The organism is Caballeronia cordobensis, from assembly GCF_001544575.2.
Taxonomy (GTDB): Bacteria; Pseudomonadota; Gammaproteobacteria; order Burkholderiales; family Burkholderiaceae; genus Caballeronia; species Caballeronia cordobensis.
Window position 1 is genome coordinate 316,405 of the sequence record NZ_FCNY02000007.1, and the last position, 18,148, is coordinate 334,552.

An 18,148-nucleotide genomic window follows, 5' to 3' on the forward strand; every position below is an offset into this window, starting at 1 on the left:
ACGCTGACACGCGTTTGTCTTAAAGTCATTAGAATCGCTGGTTTTCCGGGCGCGGCCAGGTGCCGCGCGACGTGACGTCCTCCGGACCCGACACGCACCGGAGCATTCCCGTTCTCTTCATGAAGCGAATTCTGATCGTCAAAGTCACGTCGCTCGGCGATATCGTCGAGACGCTACCGGTCGTTGCGGACCTGCGGCGCGCGTTTCCATCCGCCCAGGTCGACTGGGCCGCGGACGCCGCCTTTGCCGACATCATCCGCTGGAATCCGGGCGTCGATCGTGTGCTGAGCGCGCCGCTGCGCAAGTTCAAGAAGGCGCGCAACTGGAACGATCTGAAGGACATCGCCGGGTCGATCGGCGAGCTGCGGGCGGAAAAATACGACGCGATTCTCGATATTCACGGCGTCTACAAGAGCGCGATCATCGCGTTCATTGCGCGCGGGCGGGGCCGCTACGGCTATCAGAACAAGGATCTCGGGGAACGGGGCGCGGCCTTTGCCTATAACGCGCGCTTCGGCCCGCGGCCGGACACCGATGCGTGGCGCGGCATGCGCGTTAGCGTCGCCGAAGCGCTCGGCTATCGTTTCGACGAGACGCCCGACTACAACATCCAGTTGCCGCCGGTCGCGCGCGATCTGAACATTCCGCGCGGACAGCCCATCGCGATGCTGTTCCATGCGACGTCGGCGGACGTGAAGAAGTGGCCGAAGGAACATTGGGGCGAAGTGGGCCGCTGGCTCACCGCGCGCGGTCATACGATCGCCTTGCCGTGGGGCACCGAGCGCGAGCAGGGCGAAGCGCAGGCGATCGCCGCGCTCGTCCCCGGCGCGATCGTGTTGCCGAAGCTCTCCGTCTTGGAATGCGCACACTGGATTCGCGCGTCGGAACTCGTCGTCGGCGCGGACACGGGCCTCGTGCATCTGGCGCATGCGTTGCAGCGCCGGACCGTCATGCTGTTCGCGGCAACCTCGCGCGAGCACTTCGGCGTGAACGATCCGGGCCGCTCGGTTTCCGTAGGCGATGAAGGCGCGCCGCCTAACGTGCAGCAAGTGCTCGCCGCCATCGAAAGCGTGACGGTGTCCGCCAGCGCGCCGCGCGCGTTATCTCGATAAAACTTTTATGCGCATAAAACTTTTTGCGCGGCGCGCCGCGTCGCGTAAAAAGTCGTAAATCTGAAACACATATCAGTGCGCTAACGTAAAAGTTGCCGCCTGACACTTGACGACGGCTTCGGTAAGCACGACGATTGCGAAAACGCTTAAGAATCGTCCTATAAGATGACCGAAGAAACCGTCGCAGAGGCGCGCCCGTTAACGGTTCGCCTCGCAGCTTCCGACATTCCCTTGAACGCGTCGCTCAAGTGGCCCATCGTTTCCGCCGATGGCGCGCTGCTGTTCGATGCGGGCGCCGTCGTGCCGGACGCGTCGGCGCGCGCGTTCATGTTTCGCCATTTCGAGCCGCACCGCGTGCTTCAGGAGCCCGCGCCGAGCGTGCCCGACGACGAGGCCGCGAAGGATGGTCCGCTGACGCTGGACGATATCGGTCTGACCATCGGCGCGCGGGTCGGTTTGCGCGGCACCGGCGGCACGGGCTCTGCCATGTATGCGAGCCGCGTGATTGGATTTTCGACGCCGCGCCGCAATGGCGAGCGGTCGCTCTTCGTGACGCAACCGGTGATGACGGGTTTCGATCCGCTCGACCTGACGCTCGGCGAGCAGGTCGATCTCGTCGCGCTGACGGGGCGGGGCGTGTTCCGCTTTGCCTGCACGGTCGACGCCACCTGCCGCGAGCCGTTCAACTATGCGGTGCTATCGGCGCCGGGGGCGATCCGCCGATTGCGCACGCGCAAGTTCGCGCGCATGCCGACACGCCTTGCGGCCCATTTCGCTGCGGATGGCCAAACTCACGCCGCGCCGCATCTGGGCCGCGTGAGCGACATCAGTCCATATGGCATGTCGCTGACCGTCGCGAATCCGGCCGCGCGCGTGGGCGACCGTCTGAAGCTCTCGTTCCAGTTCAAGACCGATGGCGTCGATGTAAAGATCGACACCATCGCGATCGTGCGCCATGTCGGCACGATCGATCCGGCCGATGGCAGCGCGGCCTACGGGCTCGAATTCGAATCGATCGAGCCGTCGCAGCGTATCGCGCTGAAATCGTTCATGGCCGAGCACAGCTAAGATGGGCGGGCCGCCTGCGCGGCTTTAGTTGCCAGGAAAGCCGTCCGGGAAAAGCCGCTCGACCGCCGCTTCGAAGTGCTGGACCGGCGCCGCGCCGCGCAGAGCGATGGGCGGCGGCGGTTCCTGCCCCGGCGCGGATTCCCGCGACAACACCGCGAACGGCACGCCGGTCACGCCCAGCTTCTTCGCGAACTCTTCGTCTTCGATCACGAGATCGGTATAGGTGCCGTCATCGAGCGCCTCTTCGAGCATCTCGGGATCGACGCCGCAGGTTGCCGCGATGTCGAGCAACGCGTCGGTGTCGCCGATATCGATACCTTCCTCGAAGTACGCCTTGAAGATCGCGCGATGCACGAGATCGTAGCGGCCCGATTCGCGCGCGAACATCGCGGTTTCGAAGGCCTTGCGGCTACGCGGCGCGACAGGCGGCAGACGCATCGTCACGCCGCGCTCCGCCGCGAGCGGGCGCACCGAATTTTCCCAGGAATCGACGATCGTCTCGCTGTTGGGATCGGGCAGGGGCGTCGGTTCCGGACGCAATTCGAACGCGTGCCAGCGGATCTCGACCGCATCGCCGTATGCGTTGCGGAACTGGTCGAGCACGGGCGTCTCGAGATAGCAGAACGGACAGGTGAAGTCCGACCAGACGTCGATAAAAAGAACAGGCGTGGATGCCATGTGAGCCCCAAAACGAACGGCGCCCATGCGCCGTTTGACCGAACCAGGCGGACGCTGCGAAGAGCGGCGGCCGCAAAACCGGTATGTTAGCGCGTGCGGGCGGCAGCCGCGTGTCTTCCCGGCGCGTCAGAAGCCGCCGTCGATCTCGATGGTGCTGCCGTCGAAAAAGCGCGACAGGCGAAACGCGCGTGGATCGACGAGCGGCGCATCGTTCGCGACGATATCGGCCATCAGTTGGCCCGCGCCCGGCCCGATGCCGAAACCGTGGCCCGAGAAACCCGTCGCGATGAAGAGTCCCGGCCTGCGTTCGACGCCAGAGATGACAGGCACCGCGTCGGGCGTGACGTCGATGTATCCGGCCCACGCCTGCTCGATGCGCAAACGGGCGAGCGCCGGAAAGACGGCGCGGAACTCCTTAAGGGCCGCTTCGTTGAACGATTCGACCGGCGCGGGATCGAGCGTGCGCACGGTCTCGAAGACGGTCGGGCGGTCGAGCGGCCAGCGGCGCGGCCTGCGCAGTTCGTCGAAGAAGCGTGCGTTCAGGCCGAGCTTGATCGAACCGATCTGGCTCTTCAGCGCGGGCAGGAACTTGGCGAACAGGCGAAAGCTGTCCGGCGTGATGTCGTGATAGCTGTGAAACGCGTTGGCGATGGTGTAGCCACCGTCGAGCCGCTTTCTGTATCCCATCTCCTGATTGCACGCGCTCACGGCCGGGCCGTCTTCGTGCGCTTCCACTTCCGACGTGCGCATGACCGACGAGCGAACCATGAGTTGCGGCACATCGACGCCGAGGCTGCCCGCGAAATAGCGCGTCCATGCGCCGCCCGCGACGACCACGCTCGCGCAGCCGATGCGCCCGTGTTCCGTGACGACGCCGCTGATCGCGCCGCCGCTCGACTCGATGCCGCGAATCGCGCAGGGCGTCAGCACTTTCACGCCGCGCTCGCGCAGCGCGGCGGCCATCGCGGGCACGGCGCGTTGCGGCTCGGCGCGGCCGTCGCTCGGCGTGTAGATGCCGCCTGCGAAGCGCCGTGACGCGCCCGGCATCAGCGCTGCGGTTTCGTCCGGCGAGACGATGCGCGAATCGAGCGCGCCGCGGCCGACGAGCGCGATGGCGCGCGCGAGCCAGGCTTCGTGATCGGCGAGGGCGTCGGCATCGTCGGCGGCGTAGAGGATGCCGCATTCGCGAAAGCCCGTGTCGATGCCGAGTTCCGCATCGATGCGCCGCCACAGCTTCAGGCTTTCGAGGCTAAGTTCGAGTTCGCGCAAGTCGCGGTGCGTCGCGCGGCACCAGCCCCAGTTGCGGCTCGACTGCTCGCCGGCGATGGCGCCTTTCTCGCAGACGGCGACCGACAGCCCTTTCTCCGCGAGAGCGCGCGCGGTGCTGATGCCGATGATGCCGCCGCCGACGATGACGACGTCGACGCGATCCGGGAGCGTGCGGTCTTCGGTGATGCGTTCGGTAGGTGGACCCATGTTATGTCGTAGTTTTCAGGACGTTCCGGGCGATCCTCGCGGACTTCGAGGCGAGTTCGTGATCGACGTGCTGGTCAAGGTGATAGTCAGCCATGACGCGTGCATTTCGCAATTCAACCAGGTCTCTGGCGATCGCTTGCGACACGTCGTATTGCCTATCGGCCGGGTTGATCATGGGACGACTCAGTTGCGCAATGAGTTGTTCGTGACGGCCACGCGCGCGTCCGACGGTGCCGGGAACCGGCAGTCGCCGATGAAACGCATGGGCCGCATGAAATGCACCGTAGTACGCCCGGCTGCAGACAGCCCGATACCGGGGTTCATCTGCCGCGTCGCTCAGCAACGCAGTCGCGCATTCGACAAGTTCCTCGGCGGTGCTGCTCATACACACGCTCCTGTGATCCTGACGGCAAAGGCGATGGGTTCGATACCGTCCAGCTTGTTTTCCTCGAGCATGACCTCGTGGTCCATGCCCCGTGCCGGCTCGAACGCAAGCGGCACTCGCAGCCTGTAAGTCACCGTGCGCCAGACACCCTCCACCGATATAACCTGCGTCGCGATAACCGCCTGATACCCATGCCGCCGCAACACCACGCCGCCGCAATCGAGCCGTTGCGCGATTTGCTCGTCGGCGACATCCGCATCCGACATGATCGAATGCGCTTCCAGCACGTCCGCCGACCACGCCTCGTCGAGACTGACGCCCGTCCTGCGCGCCTCTTCGATCAACTCCGCCGTGCGTCCGATCGCCCCGGCAAGGAACCCATACCGCGCGATCGTCGCGATATCCGAAGCGCGCCGGTCCGCAAGCTCGCGAAACAACGCCTGCGCCCCCGAGAACAGGCCCAGGTTCAGCCGCGTGATCATCCAGTTCTCGCGATTCACGCCCGTGCATCCGAGCGCCACGCTATTTCTGAACGCCGCCTCCGCGCCTTCGACGTCGCCGGCGAGCGCGCGCCACGATCCCGTCAGTTCCCACGCGGCGCACGCGTCCACGCGCATGAGACGGTCGATGTCATGCCTGATGGCATTCCATTCACGCGACAGCGGCGTGACTTCCGAGGTGTCGATAAAGCGCGGCGATGCGGCCTGCAGCGCGTTGAGGCGATCCACGATCTGATGCGTTTTCGGTTGCGGTATTGCGTTCATGCTGATTGCCGGGAAATGCGAAAAACAGTGCCGTAGCCGATGCGCGAAGCAGTGCGCTTTATCGCGCATCGGTCAAAACGGCGGGTCAAAGGATGCTAAGTGAATCGTTCGCGTTTGACCATACGAATGAAGTTGCCTAAAGGCATCGAGATCGCGACGATTGCCCGCAAAGCCCCGTCGCAGAAGGCGTTGCGGGCGGCATAGTCCGAACGTCATAGTCCGCTCCGCATCGTCCCTGCGCGCGTTCGCACGTTCCGCTACGATGCTCGACGGCGGGCCTGTCCAAACCGTTCGGGCTATCGAATCGGGCACGGCGCGTGCGGGTCTTCATGACGCGTGCGCTTCGCCGATCGGCATCGCGTGAGCGCCGGTCATCGCAATTCCACTTCATCTTTCGGAGAACTCTCGTGCAAAAGACAGCATCGGCAAAATGGAGCGGCGGCATCAAGGACGGCAAGGGTTTCATCACGACGCAAACCGGCGTGCTCAACGAAGCGCCCTATGGCTTCAAGTCACGCTTCGAGGAAGGTCCGGGCACGAATCCCGAAGAACTGATCGGCGCGGCGCACGCGGGCTGCTTCACGATGGCGCTCTCGCTGCAACTCGAACTGGCCGGCATGAAGGCCGAAAGCCTCGAAACGAAGTCCACGGTCACGCTCGACAAAGACGGCGATGGCTTCACGATCACCGCTTGCCAGCTCGACCTGAAGGCGAAGATTCCGGGCGCCGACAAGGCCGCTTTCGACAAGGCGGCGCAGGCCGCGAAGGAAGGCTGCCCGGTCTCGAAACTGTTCGCGGGCAACACGAAAATCACGTTGAACGCCGAGCTCGTGTCCTGAGCACGCGGCACGCGCGGCAAAGCCACGCGGACGGGCGTGTCACCCGTCCGCGTTTTTTTCGCGCGTCAGTTCCTCGATGATCAGCCGCGCCGGGGCCGGCAGCGCCGCGCCTTTGCGCGTCACGACGCCATAAGGCTCCGTGCGCGAACGCACGGCAATGGCGAGGCGCTTCGCGAGTCCGTGTCCGGCGAGGAAGGTCGCCATGTCGAGGGGCATCATCGCGACGAGCGTCGGGTCGCGCTGCAGCAGCAGCACGGTCGTGATGGTCGACGCCGTTTCGACCGGATGCTGGGGCAGCGGCAGGCCCGCTTCCTTGAATTCGCGCTCGTAGAGGCTGCGAATCGGCATGATGGCCGGATAGACGATCCATCGGCTCGACGCGAGATCGGCGAGCTCGACGCGCGGCGCATCCACGAGCGCATGCGCGATTCCCGCGATGATCGCGAGCGGTTCGTCGCGCAACTCGACGTAGTGATAGTGATCCGGTTGCCGCGCGACGCTCGCACGGCAGATCGCGACATCGAGCCGTCCCTGGTCGAGCAGCGAGAGCAGCCGCGCGCTCGTGTCCTCGACCACTTCCACCGTCAGCGCCGGCTGCCGTTCCCGCAGACGCGCGAGCGCATCGACGAGCACGCCCGACACCGCGCCCGTGATCGCGCCGATCGCGAGCCGCCCGCCCGTGCCTTGAAGAATGCCCGCCATCTCCTCGCGCAAATGCGCGACGTCCATGTGAATCAGCCGCGCATAGCGGATCACGCAGCGGCCGAGGTCGTTGGGCTGGATGCCCTGAGCGGAACGCGTGAACAAGGTCGCGCCGAGCGTGGCTTCGATTTCGCGCAGCGCTTTGGTCGCGCCGGGCTGCGTGAGCGCCATTTCGTCGGCGGCGCGGTGCAGCGAGCCGTGATCGTCGAGGGCGATCAGAAGGCGCAGTTGCTTGAGCCGCAGGCGCGCGGCAATGGAATCGGCGTTCGGCAGCATGCGCTCGAAAGGAGATCAGGGAGAACACGAAGATAACGCAAAGTTATCCCCCGTGCCGCAGCTTTCATTATTCAAGCGCGCCGGGGTTCTCTACATTGTGGGCTTCCCATCAACTGTTCAAGGAAGCCCCGACCCATGAAGCTCTTGCGATACGGCGCGCCTGGCCGCGAAAAGCCCGGCTTACTCGATGCCAACGGCACGATCCGCGATCTGTCGGGCGTCGTCGGCGATATCGCGGGCGACGCGCTTCTGCCCGAATCCATCGCGCGCCTGGCGAAGCTGGACCCGTCGACATTGCCGAGCGTGCCCGCGGGCGAGCGCATCGGGCCGTGCGTCGGACGTATCGGCAAGTTCATCTGCATCGGGCTGAATTATGCCGACCACGCGGCCGAGTCGAATCTGCCGGTGCCGTCCGAGCCGGTCGTGTTCAACAAGTGGCTCTCGGCGGTCGTCGGCCCGAACGACGATGTGCGCATTCCGCGCGGCTCGAAAAAGACCGACTGGGAAGTCGAACTGGGCGTCGTGATCGGCAAGGGCGGCGCGTATATCGACGAAGCCGACGCGATGAGCCACGTCGCCGGTTACTGCGTGATCAACGACGTCTCCGAGCGCGAGTATCAGATCGAGCGCGGCGGCACGTGGGACAAGGGCAAGGGCTGCGACACGTTCGGCCCGATCGGCCCGTGGCTCGTCACCACCGACGAAGTGCCCGATCCGCACAAGCTGCCGCTCTGGCTCGAAGTCGACGGCAAGCGCTATCAGAACGGCAATACCAGCACGATGGTCTTCAAGGTCGGCGAGATCGTTTCATATCTTTCGCGCTTCATGAGCCTGCAACCGGGCGATGTCATCTCGACGGGCACGCCGCCGGGCGTCGGCATGGGGCAGAAGCCGGAAGCCGTCTATCTTCGCGCGGGGCAGGTGATGCGTCTTGGCATCGAGGGACTGGGCGAACAACAGCAACGGACGGTGGACGCATGAACCAGTACGACTTCACGAATCGCGCGGCCGTGGTGACGGGCGGCGCGCAGGGCATCGGTTTTGCGGTGGCCGCGCGGCTGCTCGAAGGCGGCGCGCGCGTCGCGCTGTGGGATCGCGATGAAGGCGCGCTGTCCGAAGCGCGCGCGCAACTGGGCGATGTGCAAACCGTGTGCGTCGATCTGATCGATCGCGATGCTGTCGCACGGGCCACGTCGGCCACGCTCGCGCGCTTCGACAAGATCGACGTACTCGTGCACAGCGCGGGCATCGCGGGCGCGAACGCGCCGGTCGCCGATTACGCGCCCGAAGAATGGTCGCGCGTGATCGACGTCGATCTGAACGCGGCCTTCCACGTGAATCAGGCCATCGTCAAGACGATGATCGCGCGCGGCTATGGACGCATCGTCAATATTGCGTCGATCGCGGGCAAGGAAGGCAATCCAAATGCGTCGGCGTACAGCGCGGCCAAGGCCGGCGTGATCGCGCTGACCAAGAGCCTCGGCAAGGAAACGGCCGGGCTCGATATCGCGGTGAACGCCGTCACGCCGGCCGCCGCGCGCACGAAAATCTTCGAGCAGATGAAGCAGGAGCACATCGACTACATGCTCTCGAAGATTCCGCGTGGGCGCTTCGTCGAAGTGAAGGAAATCGCGTCGATGGTCGCGTGGCTCGTGTCGTCGGAGAACTCGTTCACGACGGGCGCGGTGTTCGATCTTTCCGGGGGACGTGCAACGTACTGACAGCGCAGCATCCATAAAAATCAAGGAGACTACCCCGTGGATTCCATCGCCGCCCCGCGTGCGCTCGCGCACGACGACGCCCAGATCTACCGCAAGGTGTTCTGGCGCTTCGTGCCGCTGTTCGTTGCGTGCTTCGTGTTCTCGTATCTCGACCGCATCAATATCAGCTTCGCGAAGCTGCAGATGCAAAGCGAGCTCGGCTTTTCCGATGCGATGTACGGCTTCGGCGCGAGCGTGTTCTTCGTCGGATACTTTTTGTTCGAAGTGCCAAGCAATATTGTGTTGCATCGCGTCGGGGCGAAGCGCTGGATCGCGCGCATCATGATCACCTGGGGCATCGCATCGGCGTGCATGATGTTCGTGCGCACCGACACGTGGTTCTATGTACTGCGCTTTCTGATCGGCGCGCTCGAAGCGGGTTTCGTGCCGGGCGCGTTGTACTTCTTCACGAAGTGGTTCCCGTCGTCGCGGCGCGGACGCATCAATTCGTTCTTCATGGCGTCGATCGCGCTGTGCGGCATCATCGGCAGTCCGCTCTCGGGCGCGATCATGAAGTTCTGCGACGGTCTCAACGGCATGCCGGGCTGGCAATGGCTTTTCCTGCTCGAAGGCATTCCGTCGGTGCTGCTCGGCTTCGTCGTGCTTGCCTTCGTCGATGACGACGTGGATCACGCGAAATGGCTCGACGCCGGCGAAAAGCGCGCGCTCAAGGCGCAACTCGCGAGCGACCCGAAAGTCGGCGAAGTGCATTCGCTGAAGGCCGCGTTCAGCGAACCCGTCACGCTCGTGATGGCGCTCATCTATCTCTTTCTCGCGATGGGTATCTACGGCCTCGTCTTCTGGATGCCGCAACTCGTGAAGACGGCGGGCACGAGCGATCCGTTCATGATCGGCCTGATTTCGATGCTGCCGTACGCGGTCGCGGGCATCGGCATGATCCTGATCGGCAAGCACTCGGACAAGACCGGCGAGCGGCGCTATCACCTCGGCGCGTGCGCGCTCGCGGGCACGGTCGGCTATGTGCTGTGCGGCTTTTTTCCGGGCAATACGGTGATGCTCGTGATCGGCCTCACGATCGCGGCGACCGGCATCATTACCTCGCTCGGCCTGTTCTGGATTCTGCCGACGCGCTTTCTGACCGGCATCGCGGCGGCGAGCGGCATCGCGCTCATCAATTCGGTGGGCCAGTTCGGCGGCATCATCAGCCCGTACATGGTCGGCAAGGTGAAGACGATGACCGGCAGCGCGACGCCCGGCCTCTATGCCATTGCGTTCGCGTGCCTGCTCGGCGCGATGCTGATCGTCTGGGGCTTGCCGCGCCGTCTGTACTTCCGGGAAAGCGGCAGCGAGTAAGGCTTGCTAGTGTGCTCGGCCGTGCTTCCGCGCGGCCTTGTGCGCGTACATCTTGCTGTCGCTCGACGCGAGCAGATCGATGACCGACGCGTGCCGCTTCGCATCGAACTGCGTCTGCCCGACGCTGAAGCGAATCTGGTAGCCCCGCGACGAAGCCGCGTCGCTCGCCGCGAGCGCGTCGCGCAACCGGTCGAGCGCGCCTTGCGTTTCATCGCCGCGGGCGTCGGTCAGAAGGGCGACGAACTCGTCGCCGCCCAGCCGCCCGATCACATCGCTTTCCCGCAATGACCCGCGCAGCGCGTCCGCAAACGCCACGAGCGCGCGATCGCCCTCGGCGTGACCGAACGTATCGTTGATGCGCTTGAAATCGTCGAGATCGAAGAACAGCAGCGACGCGTCGCGGCCCACGCGCTTGCACACGTTCAGCGCGTGCTGGGCGAGCGCCTCGAAGCCGCGCCGGTTCGCGATCAGCGTGAGTTCGTCGACGGTCGCGAGTTCGATCGCCGCGATCTCGTGTTCCGCGATATGCGCGAGATCGCGCAACAGGCCGCGCTGGTCGGCGTCGAGCTCGCGCGGCCGCGTGTCGATGAGACACAGCGTGCCGAGCTTCATGCCGTTCGGGACCGTGAGCGGCTGGCCCGCGTAGAAGCGGATGCCCGGATCGCCCGTCACGAGGGGATTGTCGTGAAAGCGCGCGTCGGCGCGGGCGTCGGGGATCATGAAAACGTCGTCCTGCAGGATCGCGTGCCCGCAGAAGGACACATCGCGCGACGTCTCCTGCGCGCCGAGGCCCGCGCACGATTTGAACCACTGCCTGTTTTCGTCGATGAGGCTGACGAGCGCCATCGGCACGTCGAAAAGCCGCCGCGCGAGGCGCGTGAGGCGATCGAAGCGTTCTTCCGCGGGCGTGTCGAGGATGCCGAGCGAGCGCAGCGTGGCGAGGCGGGCGGGTTCGTTCTCGGGTTTGGGGGCGACGAGCATGTGTCTTTCGGTTCCTCTTCGTGAGCGCGAAGGCCTTATTCTCCGACAATTGCGCGATTAATTCACCCGGTGACGGCATCGCGCGCGAGAACGCGCGCCACACGGCGTTTTCGCTATCATGCCGATGGTCTGCGGCCCTTTGTCACGGCAAGTTTCTTGCACGCGCGGCGCTCGATCGGGTCGGATGCATTCGGCGCGTTCTTGCAGCGACCTTGCGGCCGCATTGCATGAGCCGACGATTCCCCTCACCCGATTCCCCGGAGCGCCGATGAAATTCAAGCTGGACTGGACCCTCGTTACCCCGATCGTCGCGCTCGTCGTGCTCGGCGCGGCCGCGCTGATGCCGGGCGCCGTCATGACTGCGCTCGCAGCTATCGCGCTCGCGTTTTCCGTGTTCGCGGCCGTGCATCACGCGGAAGTGGTCGCGCATCGCGTCGGCGAACCGTTCGGCACGCTGGTGCTCGCCATCGCGGTCACGGTGATCGAGGTGGCCTTGATCGTCTCCGTGATGCTCTCCGGCGGCCCCGAAAAGGCCGGCCTGCCGCGCGACACCGTGTTCGCCGCCATCATGATCTGCAGTTGCGGCATCGTCGGCCTGTGTCTGCTCATCGGCGGCTTGCGGCATCACGTGCAGGATTTTCAGTTGCAGGGCGCGGCCGCGGCGCTCGCGATTCTCTGCGCGCTGTCCGTGCTCACGCTCGTGCTGCCGAACTTCACGAGCACGGTCGTCGGCCCGGCGCTGTCCACGTCGCAACTGATTTTCGTCGGCGTGATCTCGCTCGTGCTGTACGTGACGTTCGTGTTCGTGCAGACGATCCGCCATCGCGATTATTTCCTGCCGTTCATCCCCGCCGCCGCGGTCAATGCGAACGGCGAAGAAGACGCGCCGCACGCGCCGCCGCCGACGAATGGCGAAGCGTGGGCCGCGCTCGCGTTTCTGATGCTGTCGCTCGTGGCGGTGGTCGGGCTCGCGAAGCTGCTGTCGCCGGCGGTCGAGGCGGGCGTCGCGGCGGCGGGCGCGCCCGAGGCCGTGGTGGGCGTCGTGATCGCCGCGCTCGTGCTGCTGCCCGAAGGGCTCGCCGCCTTGCGCGCCGCGCGCCTGAACCGGTTGCAGACGAGCCTGAATCTCGCGCTCGGCTCGGCGCTCGCGAGCATCGGGCTGACGATTCCGACGGTGGCGGTCGTATCGATCGTCATCGGCCAGCCGATCTCGCTCGGCCTCGCGCCCAAGGAAATCGTCATGCTGGCGCTCACGCTGCTCGTATCCGTCATCACGCTCGGCACGGGCCGCTCGACGGTGCTGCAAGGCGTCGTGCATCTCGTGATCTTCGCGGCGTTCCTCTTCCTCTCCGTTGTGCCTTGATGGACGTCGTGCGTTCAGGCGTGCGTTTTTGTTACCATTCGCGGTTTCGCGCGCGCTGGCGCGCGACGTGTCGTCGTCTCATCGAAAGTCCCGAAGGAAGAGCATGTCATTGAAGAAGTCCGCATCGCTTGCGATGCTCGCCGCACTGGCCGCCGTTTCGTTTTCCGCGCAGGCCAAAGAGATCACGCAAATCCGTTTCGCCGTCGATCCGTCTTATCCCCCGTTCGAATCCAAGCAGGCCGACGGCAAGCTCGCCGGTTTCGATATCGACCTCGGCAATGCGCTGTGCGCGCAGATGAAGGTCAAGTGCGTGTGGGTCGAAAACAATTTCGACGGCATGATTCCCGGCCTGAAGGCGCGCAAGTTCGATGCCGTGCTGTCCGACATGGGCATTACCGACGAGCGCCTCAAGCAGATCGATTTCACCGATCCGTTGTATGACACGCACGCGCAGCTCGTCGCGCGCGCGGGCTCCGGCATCTTGCCGACGCCGCAGGCGCTCAAGGGCAAGCGCGTCGGCGTGGAGCAGGGCACGGTGCAGGAGCGTTACGCGAAAGTGAAGTGGGAGCCGCAGGGCGTGACGGTCGTGCCTTACGGCGATCAGGAGCAGGTCGAGGCCGATCTCGTCGCGGGCCGCATCGACGCGATGTTTACCGACGCCGCGCAAGCCGCCATCGGCTTTCTGAAGAAGCCGCAGGGCAAGCCGTTCGCGCTCGTCGGGACGATCGTCGAAGACAAGGCGATCATCGGTCCGGGCACGGCCATCGGGCTGCGCAAGGGCGATGCCGATCTGAAGAACGGCCTGAACAACGCGTTCGCCGAGATCAAGAAGAACGGCACGTTCAAGCGCATCATGGCGAAATACTTCGAGACCGATATCTCGATCCAGTGATCGCCGTCTGACACGGTCACACGAAAAAGGCATCGTTCGCGGTGCCTTTCTTTTTTGACGAGGGAATCCGACACGATGCAGGTCCATCATCATCCGCTCGTCTGCGCGTCGCTCGGCACCGCGCGCGCGATCACGAGCTATCGATTCGGTCCGCAAGGCAGCGACGCCGATACATCGCCGAAGATCTATATCCAGGCGTCGCTGCACGCGGACGAACTGCCGGGCATGGTCGTCGCGTGGCGGCTCAAGCAGCGTCTGGCCGAGCTGGAAGCGGCCGGGCGGCTCGCGGCGCGCGTGGTGCTCGTGCCGCTCGCCAATCCGGCGGGGCTGAATCAACACTGGTTCGGCGCGCAAATGGGCCGCTTCGAATTGTTATCGGGCCAGGATTTCAACCGGCGCTTTCCCGCGTGCGGACCGGCCCTCGCGCTCGAACTGAAGCGCCGCCTGACGGACGACGCGGCGCATAACGCGCGCCTCATCCGCGCCGCCTTGCGCGCGCATTTCGAGGCGATGAAGGCGGCGACCGAGCTCGAATCGCAACGCATCGAACTGATGAAGCTCGCTTGCGACGCGGATCTCGTCATCGATCTGCATTGCGACTGGGAAGCCGTCGCGCATCTGTACACGACGCCTGAAGCGTGGCCCGCGATCGAGCCGCTCGCGCGCTTTCTCGGCAGCGAGGCGCAACTGCTCGCGGACGTGTCGGGCGGCGAGCCGTTCGACGAAGCGTGCGCATCGGCGTGGCGCTATCTGCGCGGTGCGTTCGGCGAGCGTTTTCCGATTCCGATGGGCATGAAGCCGGTCACGCTGGAACTGCGCGGCGTGCGCGACGTGTCGCACGAGATGGCGGCGCGCGACGCGCAGGCGATCATCGACTATCTGACGCATATCGGGATGATCGCGGGCGAGGCACCCGAGCCGCCCGCGCTGCGCCATCCCGCGACGTCGCTCGCCGGATGCGAGTACGTGCACGCGCCGGTGTCGGGCGTGATCCTGCATCGGCGCGAAATCGGCGACACGGTGCGCGCGGGCGAGACGATCGCCGATGTGCTCGATCCGCTCGGCGACCGGCTCGTGCCGCTCGTCGCGCAGACCGAAGGCGTGCTGTACGCGCGTCACTGGACCCGTTTCGCCACGACGGGCATGCTGGTCGCGCGCATCGCGGGCGCAGAGGCGGCGCGCACCGGCGATTTGCTCGTCCCCTAGAATAGATTCGGCTCTGACCTCACGTCACTGGAGAACAAGAAAGCATGCTGAAGAACATCGATCCGCTGCTCAACGCCGACATCCTGCACGCGCTCTGCGCCATGGGGCACGGCGACGAAGTCGTGATCTGCGACGCCAATTTCCCCGCCGATTCCGTCGCACGCGAGACCGTGCTCGGCCGCGTGCTGCGCCTCGACGGCGTGAGTGCGCCGCGCGCCGTGCGGGCGGTGCTCTCGGTGTTGCCGCTCGATACGTTCGTCGATCATCCGGCCGAGCGCATGGAAGTCGTCGGCGATGCAAGCGCGCAACCTGCCGTTCAGCGCGAGGCGCAGCACGAAGTGGACGCCGCGGAAGGGCGCGCCGTGCCGTTCGCATCGGTCGAGCGTTTCGCGTTCTACGAGCGGGCGAAACGCGCCTATTGCGTCATCGCGACCGGCGAAACGCGCGGGTACGGCTGCTTCATCTTCAAAAAGGGCGTGCAACTCGCGCCCGACGCGCCGCAGCAAAATTGACCGGCGCACTAGGGAATACCCTGTTGCTTTTTTGACAAGTTGTTGCAATGCAGCGTGAAAGGCGTATAGTCAGGGTTATCCCCTAGCTACTTACCCTGAGAGACGCACATGAAAACCACCGCACAACAATCCTTGCTCGTTTCGTTCGGTTCCTGGCTGCGCGCAGCAAAGGCTACGCTGCGTCGCGAGTGGGACCGTGCGCTGCAATTGCATCTGCAAAACTGCGAAGTGCTCGTCGAATCGTATCGCCGCAAGTAAGCGCAGTAGTCGGTTAAGCGCGTTGGTCGACGCCCCCGGAAGCCTCAGGCTTCCGGGGGCGTCGTCGTTTCCGGCGACGATCGCCTTGACATGCAACCAAATGGTTGCATAATGATCCTCATGGATGACGATTCGGTTTTTCGCGCGCTCGCGGACGCGAGCCGCAGGCAGCTTCTCGACCGCCTGCACGATGAAAACGGCCAGACGCTCGGCGATCTCTGCGACGGCCTTCGCATGACGCGCCAGGCCGTGTCGAAGCATCTCGCGATTCTGGAGGCCGCGAGCCTCGTATCGACGCAGCGTCACGGTCGCGAGAAACGTCATTTCCTCAATCCGGTGCCGATTCACGAGATCGCGCAACGCTGGATCAGCAAGTTCGAGCGTCCGCGTCTGGATGCTCTGACCGACCTCAAACGCAAGCTCGAAGGAGACGATCATGACTAGCGACCACTTTGTGTACGTGACCTACATCCGCACGACGCCCGAGAAGCTCTGGTCCGCGCTGACGACGCCCGAGTGGCAGCGGCAATACTGGTTCTCGATGCATCAGGAATCCGACTGGCAAGCCGGTTCGGCGTGGAAGATGCTGTTTTCCGACGGGCGCGTCGCGGATGCGGGGGAAGTGCTCGAAGCGGAGCCGGGCAAGCGCCTGGTGCTGAAATGGCGCAACGAATTCCGCGAGGATCTGAAAGACGAGGGCTGGTCGCGCTGCACGTACGAGATCGAAAGGCATGGCGACGACGCCGTGAAGCTCACCGTCACGCACGCGAGCGAAGGCAGGAAGTTCATCGAAGCCGTGTCGGGCGGATGGCCGAAGATTCTTTCGAATCTCAAGTCGCTGCTGGAAACGGGACGTGTCGCCATCGAGACGAAGTAAACGCAAAAACGGCGCGCCGTCCTGTCGAACGAGCGCGCCGTTCCCGCAATACAACTAGATCGCCCAGCCCCCGAGATAGAACACCGCGAGCACCACCGCGATCGCCACCGTGCCGACGTTCAGCTTGCGCCATTCGCCCGCGACGAGCCGGCCGATCACCAGCGTGCTGAAGCCGAGCATGATGCCCGTCACGATGTTCGCCGACAGCACGATGTACACCGCGCAGACGAGGCCCGACATCGTGTCGACGGTGTCTTCGAAGTGCAGCTTGCTCACGTTGCCGAGCATCAGCAGGCCGACGTACATCAGCGCGGGCGCCGTTGCGTAGGAGGGCACGAGCGCGGCGAGCGGCGAGAGGAACATCACCACGAGGAACAGCACGCCGACGACCGTCGCAGCCAGCCCCGTCTTCGCGCCCGCCGCCACGCCCACCGACGATTCGATATACGCCGCCGCCGGCGCGCCGCCGAAGCAGGCCGAGAAGATCGAGCTCAGCGAATCCGCGGTCAGCGCGCGGCCGCCGTTGACGATGCGCCCGTTCTTGTCGATCTGGCCGGCCTGGCCCGCGACCGCGCGGATCGTGCCGGTCGCGTCGAACACGGCGGTCATGACGAGTGCGAGCACGCTCGGCAGCACGGCCATCGAGAGCGCGCCCTTGATGTCCATCGCGCCGATCAGCGACGAATGACCCGGCGCGGAAAGCGACGGCAGCGCGAACACGCCATGAAAGCGCACGGACGGATCGAACATCAGGCCGATTGCCGAGAGACCGATCACGACGAGCAGGATGCCGCCCGGCACGCGCCGGCGCTCCAGACCGAAAATCGCCGCGAGACCGAGCACCGACATCAGCACCGGAAAGGCCGTGATATGCCCGAGCGACACCGGCATGCCGGGCGCGGGATTCTTGATGATGAGACCGACATCGTTCGAGGCGATCAGCAGCAGGAACAAGCCGATGCCGATGCCCGTGCCGTGTGCGACGCCCGTCGGCAGATTGCGCAGGATCCACGAGCGCACGCCGGTGACTGAGATCGCGGTGAACACGACGCCCATGAGGAACACCGCGCCGAGCGCGATGGCGGGCGTCAGCCCCTTGCCGAGCACGAGGCCGAAGGCGGTGAACGCGGTCAGCGAAATCGCGCAGCCGATCGCAATCGGCAGGCGCGCCCACACGCCCATCAGCAGCGAGCCGAACGCGGTCGTGAGGCACACGGCCACGAACACCGCACTGGTATCGAAGCCGGCCTTGCCCAGCATGCCCGGTACGACGAACACGGAGTAGACCATCGCGAGGAACGTCGTGATGCCCGCGACGACTTCGCGCTTCTCGGTGCTGCCGGTTTGGGAAATGCCGAAATAGCGGTCGAGAAAGCCGCCGCTCACGGCCTCTTTGTGTTCCTCGCGTTCGGTGGGGGAAACGTCGATATCGCCAAGCTGCTGGGCGGAGGATTCCAACATGACTGCTCCTTTATCAGCACGCTGAAACGGAAATACCGTGCACGCATCGGGTATGCCGATACGCACTTCGGTCCGTCGTCAGGGTCGTCTCGTATGTGTAGTTCTGGATAGTGCCGAGTGACGGGCGTTGCCGGCTGCACTCGGTCAGGACAGAGACTAGGGGAACAGAACGCGGGGTCCAATCCCATGAAAAACATGCCGCTCATGCCGAAGGGCTTATATGC

The 18,148-nt window shown here is 64.9% G+C and carries 20 protein-coding genes; 13 read left to right on the plus strand and 7 right to left on the minus strand.

Going from position 1 to position 18,148, the window contains the following annotated elements:
• Positions 1 to 119 precede the first annotated feature (119 nt).
• Both waaC and AWB70_RS15975 read left to right on the plus strand, forming a co-directional pair.
• Positions 120 to 1,112: a lipopolysaccharide heptosyltransferase I gene (gene waaC / locus AWB70_RS15970; RefSeq protein WP_053569165.1), complete on the plus strand. Its 993-nt coding sequence runs from the start codon at positions 120 to 122 to the stop codon at positions 1,110 to 1,112.
• Between the two features lie 231 nt (positions 1,113 to 1,343).
• A complete protein-coding gene (locus AWB70_RS15975) occupies positions 1,344 to 2,180 on the plus strand; it encodes a flagellar brake protein (RefSeq protein ID WP_235024265.1) in 837 nt (278 codons plus the stop codon).
• Between the two features lie 24 nt (positions 2,181 to 2,204).
• Here the strand turns inward: AWB70_RS15975 and AWB70_RS15980 are convergent, their stop codons facing one another.
• The 4 genes from AWB70_RS15980 to AWB70_RS38745 form a co-directional block, all read right to left on the minus strand.
• Complete coding sequence (locus tag AWB70_RS15980; protein WP_053569167.1) at positions 2,205 to 2,858, minus strand: DsbA family oxidoreductase; 654 nt, start codon at positions 2,856 to 2,858, stop codon at positions 2,205 to 2,207.
• 126 nt (positions 2,859 to 2,984) lie between these two features.
• A complete protein-coding gene (locus AWB70_RS15985; RefSeq protein WP_053569168.1) occupies positions 2,985 to 4,334 on the minus strand; it encodes an NAD(P)/FAD-dependent oxidoreductase in 1,350 nt (449 codons plus the stop codon).
• Between the two features lies 1 nt (position 4,335).
• Positions 4,336 to 4,719, minus strand: coding sequence for a HEPN domain-containing protein (locus AWB70_RS38740; protein ID WP_053569169.1), 384 nt, complete (start codon positions 4,717 to 4,719; stop codon positions 4,336 to 4,338).
• Complete coding sequence (locus AWB70_RS38745; RefSeq protein ID WP_053569170.1) at positions 4,716 to 5,483, minus strand: hypothetical protein; 768 nt, start codon at positions 5,481 to 5,483, stop codon at positions 4,716 to 4,718. Before AWB70_RS38745 ends, AWB70_RS38740 begins: the two co-directional genes overlap by 4 nt.
• Before the next feature lie 407 nt (positions 5,484 to 5,890).
• Here AWB70_RS38745 and AWB70_RS15995 point away from each other — a divergent pair, with 407 nt between their 5' ends.
• Positions 5,891 to 6,322, plus strand: coding sequence for an OsmC family protein (locus AWB70_RS15995; protein ID WP_014250682.1), 432 nt, complete (start codon positions 5,891 to 5,893; stop codon positions 6,320 to 6,322).
• Between the two features lie 39 nt (positions 6,323 to 6,361).
• Here the strand turns inward: AWB70_RS15995 and AWB70_RS16000 are convergent, their stop codons facing one another.
• A complete protein-coding gene (locus AWB70_RS16000) occupies positions 6,362 to 7,300 on the minus strand; it encodes a LysR family transcriptional regulator (protein ID WP_053569171.1) in 939 nt (312 codons plus the stop codon).
• A 135-nt stretch (positions 7,301 to 7,435) separates the two neighbouring features.
• Between AWB70_RS16000 and AWB70_RS16005 the strand changes: the two genes are divergently transcribed.
• From AWB70_RS16005 to AWB70_RS16015, 3 genes are read left to right on the plus strand one after another with little or no spacing between them, the layout of a single operon-like run.
• On the plus strand, positions 7,436 to 8,281 hold the full coding sequence (locus tag AWB70_RS16005; RefSeq protein ID WP_053569172.1) for a fumarylacetoacetate hydrolase family protein: 846 nt from the start codon (positions 7,436 to 7,438) through the stop codon (positions 8,279 to 8,281).
• Positions 8,278 to 9,021, plus strand: coding sequence for an SDR family oxidoreductase (locus AWB70_RS16010; protein WP_014250685.1), 744 nt, complete (start codon positions 8,278 to 8,280; stop codon positions 9,019 to 9,021). The genes AWB70_RS16005 and AWB70_RS16010 overlap by 4 nt, the downstream gene beginning before the upstream one ends.
• A 36-nt stretch (positions 9,022 to 9,057) precedes the next feature.
• On the plus strand, positions 9,058 to 10,374 hold the full coding sequence (locus AWB70_RS16015) for an MFS transporter (RefSeq protein ID WP_014250686.1): 1,317 nt from the start codon (positions 9,058 to 9,060) through the stop codon (positions 10,372 to 10,374).
• Positions 10,375 to 10,380: 6 nt separating this feature from the next.
• Here AWB70_RS16015 and AWB70_RS16020 read toward each other — a convergent pair whose 3' ends face one another.
• Entirely contained in the window at positions 10,381 to 11,355 is a 975-nt protein-coding gene (locus AWB70_RS16020) for a GGDEF domain-containing protein (RefSeq protein WP_053569173.1), read from the minus strand.
• 268 nt (positions 11,356 to 11,623) lie between these two features.
• On the opposite strand from AWB70_RS16020, the gene AWB70_RS16025 reads away from it, so the two are divergent.
• From AWB70_RS16025 to AWB70_RS16050, 7 genes are all read left to right on the plus strand, one after another.
• On the plus strand, positions 11,624 to 12,718 hold the full coding sequence (locus AWB70_RS16025) for a calcium:cation antiporter (RefSeq protein ID WP_053569174.1): 1,095 nt from the start codon (positions 11,624 to 11,626) through the stop codon (positions 12,716 to 12,718).
• A gap of 103 nt (positions 12,719 to 12,821) precedes the next feature.
• Entirely contained in the window at positions 12,822 to 13,610 is a 789-nt protein-coding gene (locus AWB70_RS16030) for an ABC transporter substrate-binding protein (RefSeq protein WP_053569175.1), read from the plus strand.
• 75 nt (positions 13,611 to 13,685) lie between these two features.
• A complete protein-coding gene (locus AWB70_RS16035) occupies positions 13,686 to 14,816 on the plus strand; it encodes a succinylglutamate desuccinylase/aspartoacylase family protein (protein ID WP_053569280.1) in 1,131 nt (376 codons plus the stop codon).
• Between the two features lie 44 nt (positions 14,817 to 14,860).
• Positions 14,861 to 15,328 carry an RbsD/FucU family protein gene (locus AWB70_RS16040; protein WP_053569176.1) on the plus strand — a complete coding sequence of 156 codons (468 nt, stop codon included), beginning with the start codon at positions 14,861 to 14,863 and terminating at the stop codon, positions 15,326 to 15,328.
• A gap of 108 nt (positions 15,329 to 15,436) precedes the next feature.
• On the plus strand, positions 15,437 to 15,586 hold the full coding sequence (locus tag AWB70_RS38750) for a hypothetical protein (RefSeq protein ID WP_156903120.1): 150 nt from the start codon (positions 15,437 to 15,439) through the stop codon (positions 15,584 to 15,586).
• Between the two features lie 120 nt (positions 15,587 to 15,706).
• Positions 15,707 to 16,030 (plus strand): ArsR/SmtB family transcription factor, encoded by a 324-nt coding sequence (locus AWB70_RS16045; RefSeq protein WP_053569281.1) that lies wholly within the window; start codon positions 15,707 to 15,709, stop codon positions 16,028 to 16,030.
• Positions 16,023 to 16,463, plus strand: a complete 441-nt coding sequence (locus AWB70_RS16050; protein WP_053569177.1) for an SRPBCC family protein — start codon at positions 16,023 to 16,025, stop codon at positions 16,461 to 16,463. The genes AWB70_RS16045 and AWB70_RS16050 overlap by 8 nt, the downstream gene beginning before the upstream one ends.
• 54 nt (positions 16,464 to 16,517) lie before the next feature.
• Here AWB70_RS16050 and AWB70_RS16055 read toward each other — a convergent pair whose 3' ends face one another.
• The gene (locus AWB70_RS16055; RefSeq protein ID WP_014250733.1) at positions 16,518 to 17,924 is read right to left on the minus strand and encodes an NCS2 family permease; all 1,407 of its coding nucleotides are present in this window, start codon (positions 17,922 to 17,924) and stop codon (positions 16,518 to 16,520) included.
• Positions 17,925 to 18,148: the final 224 nt, after the last annotated feature.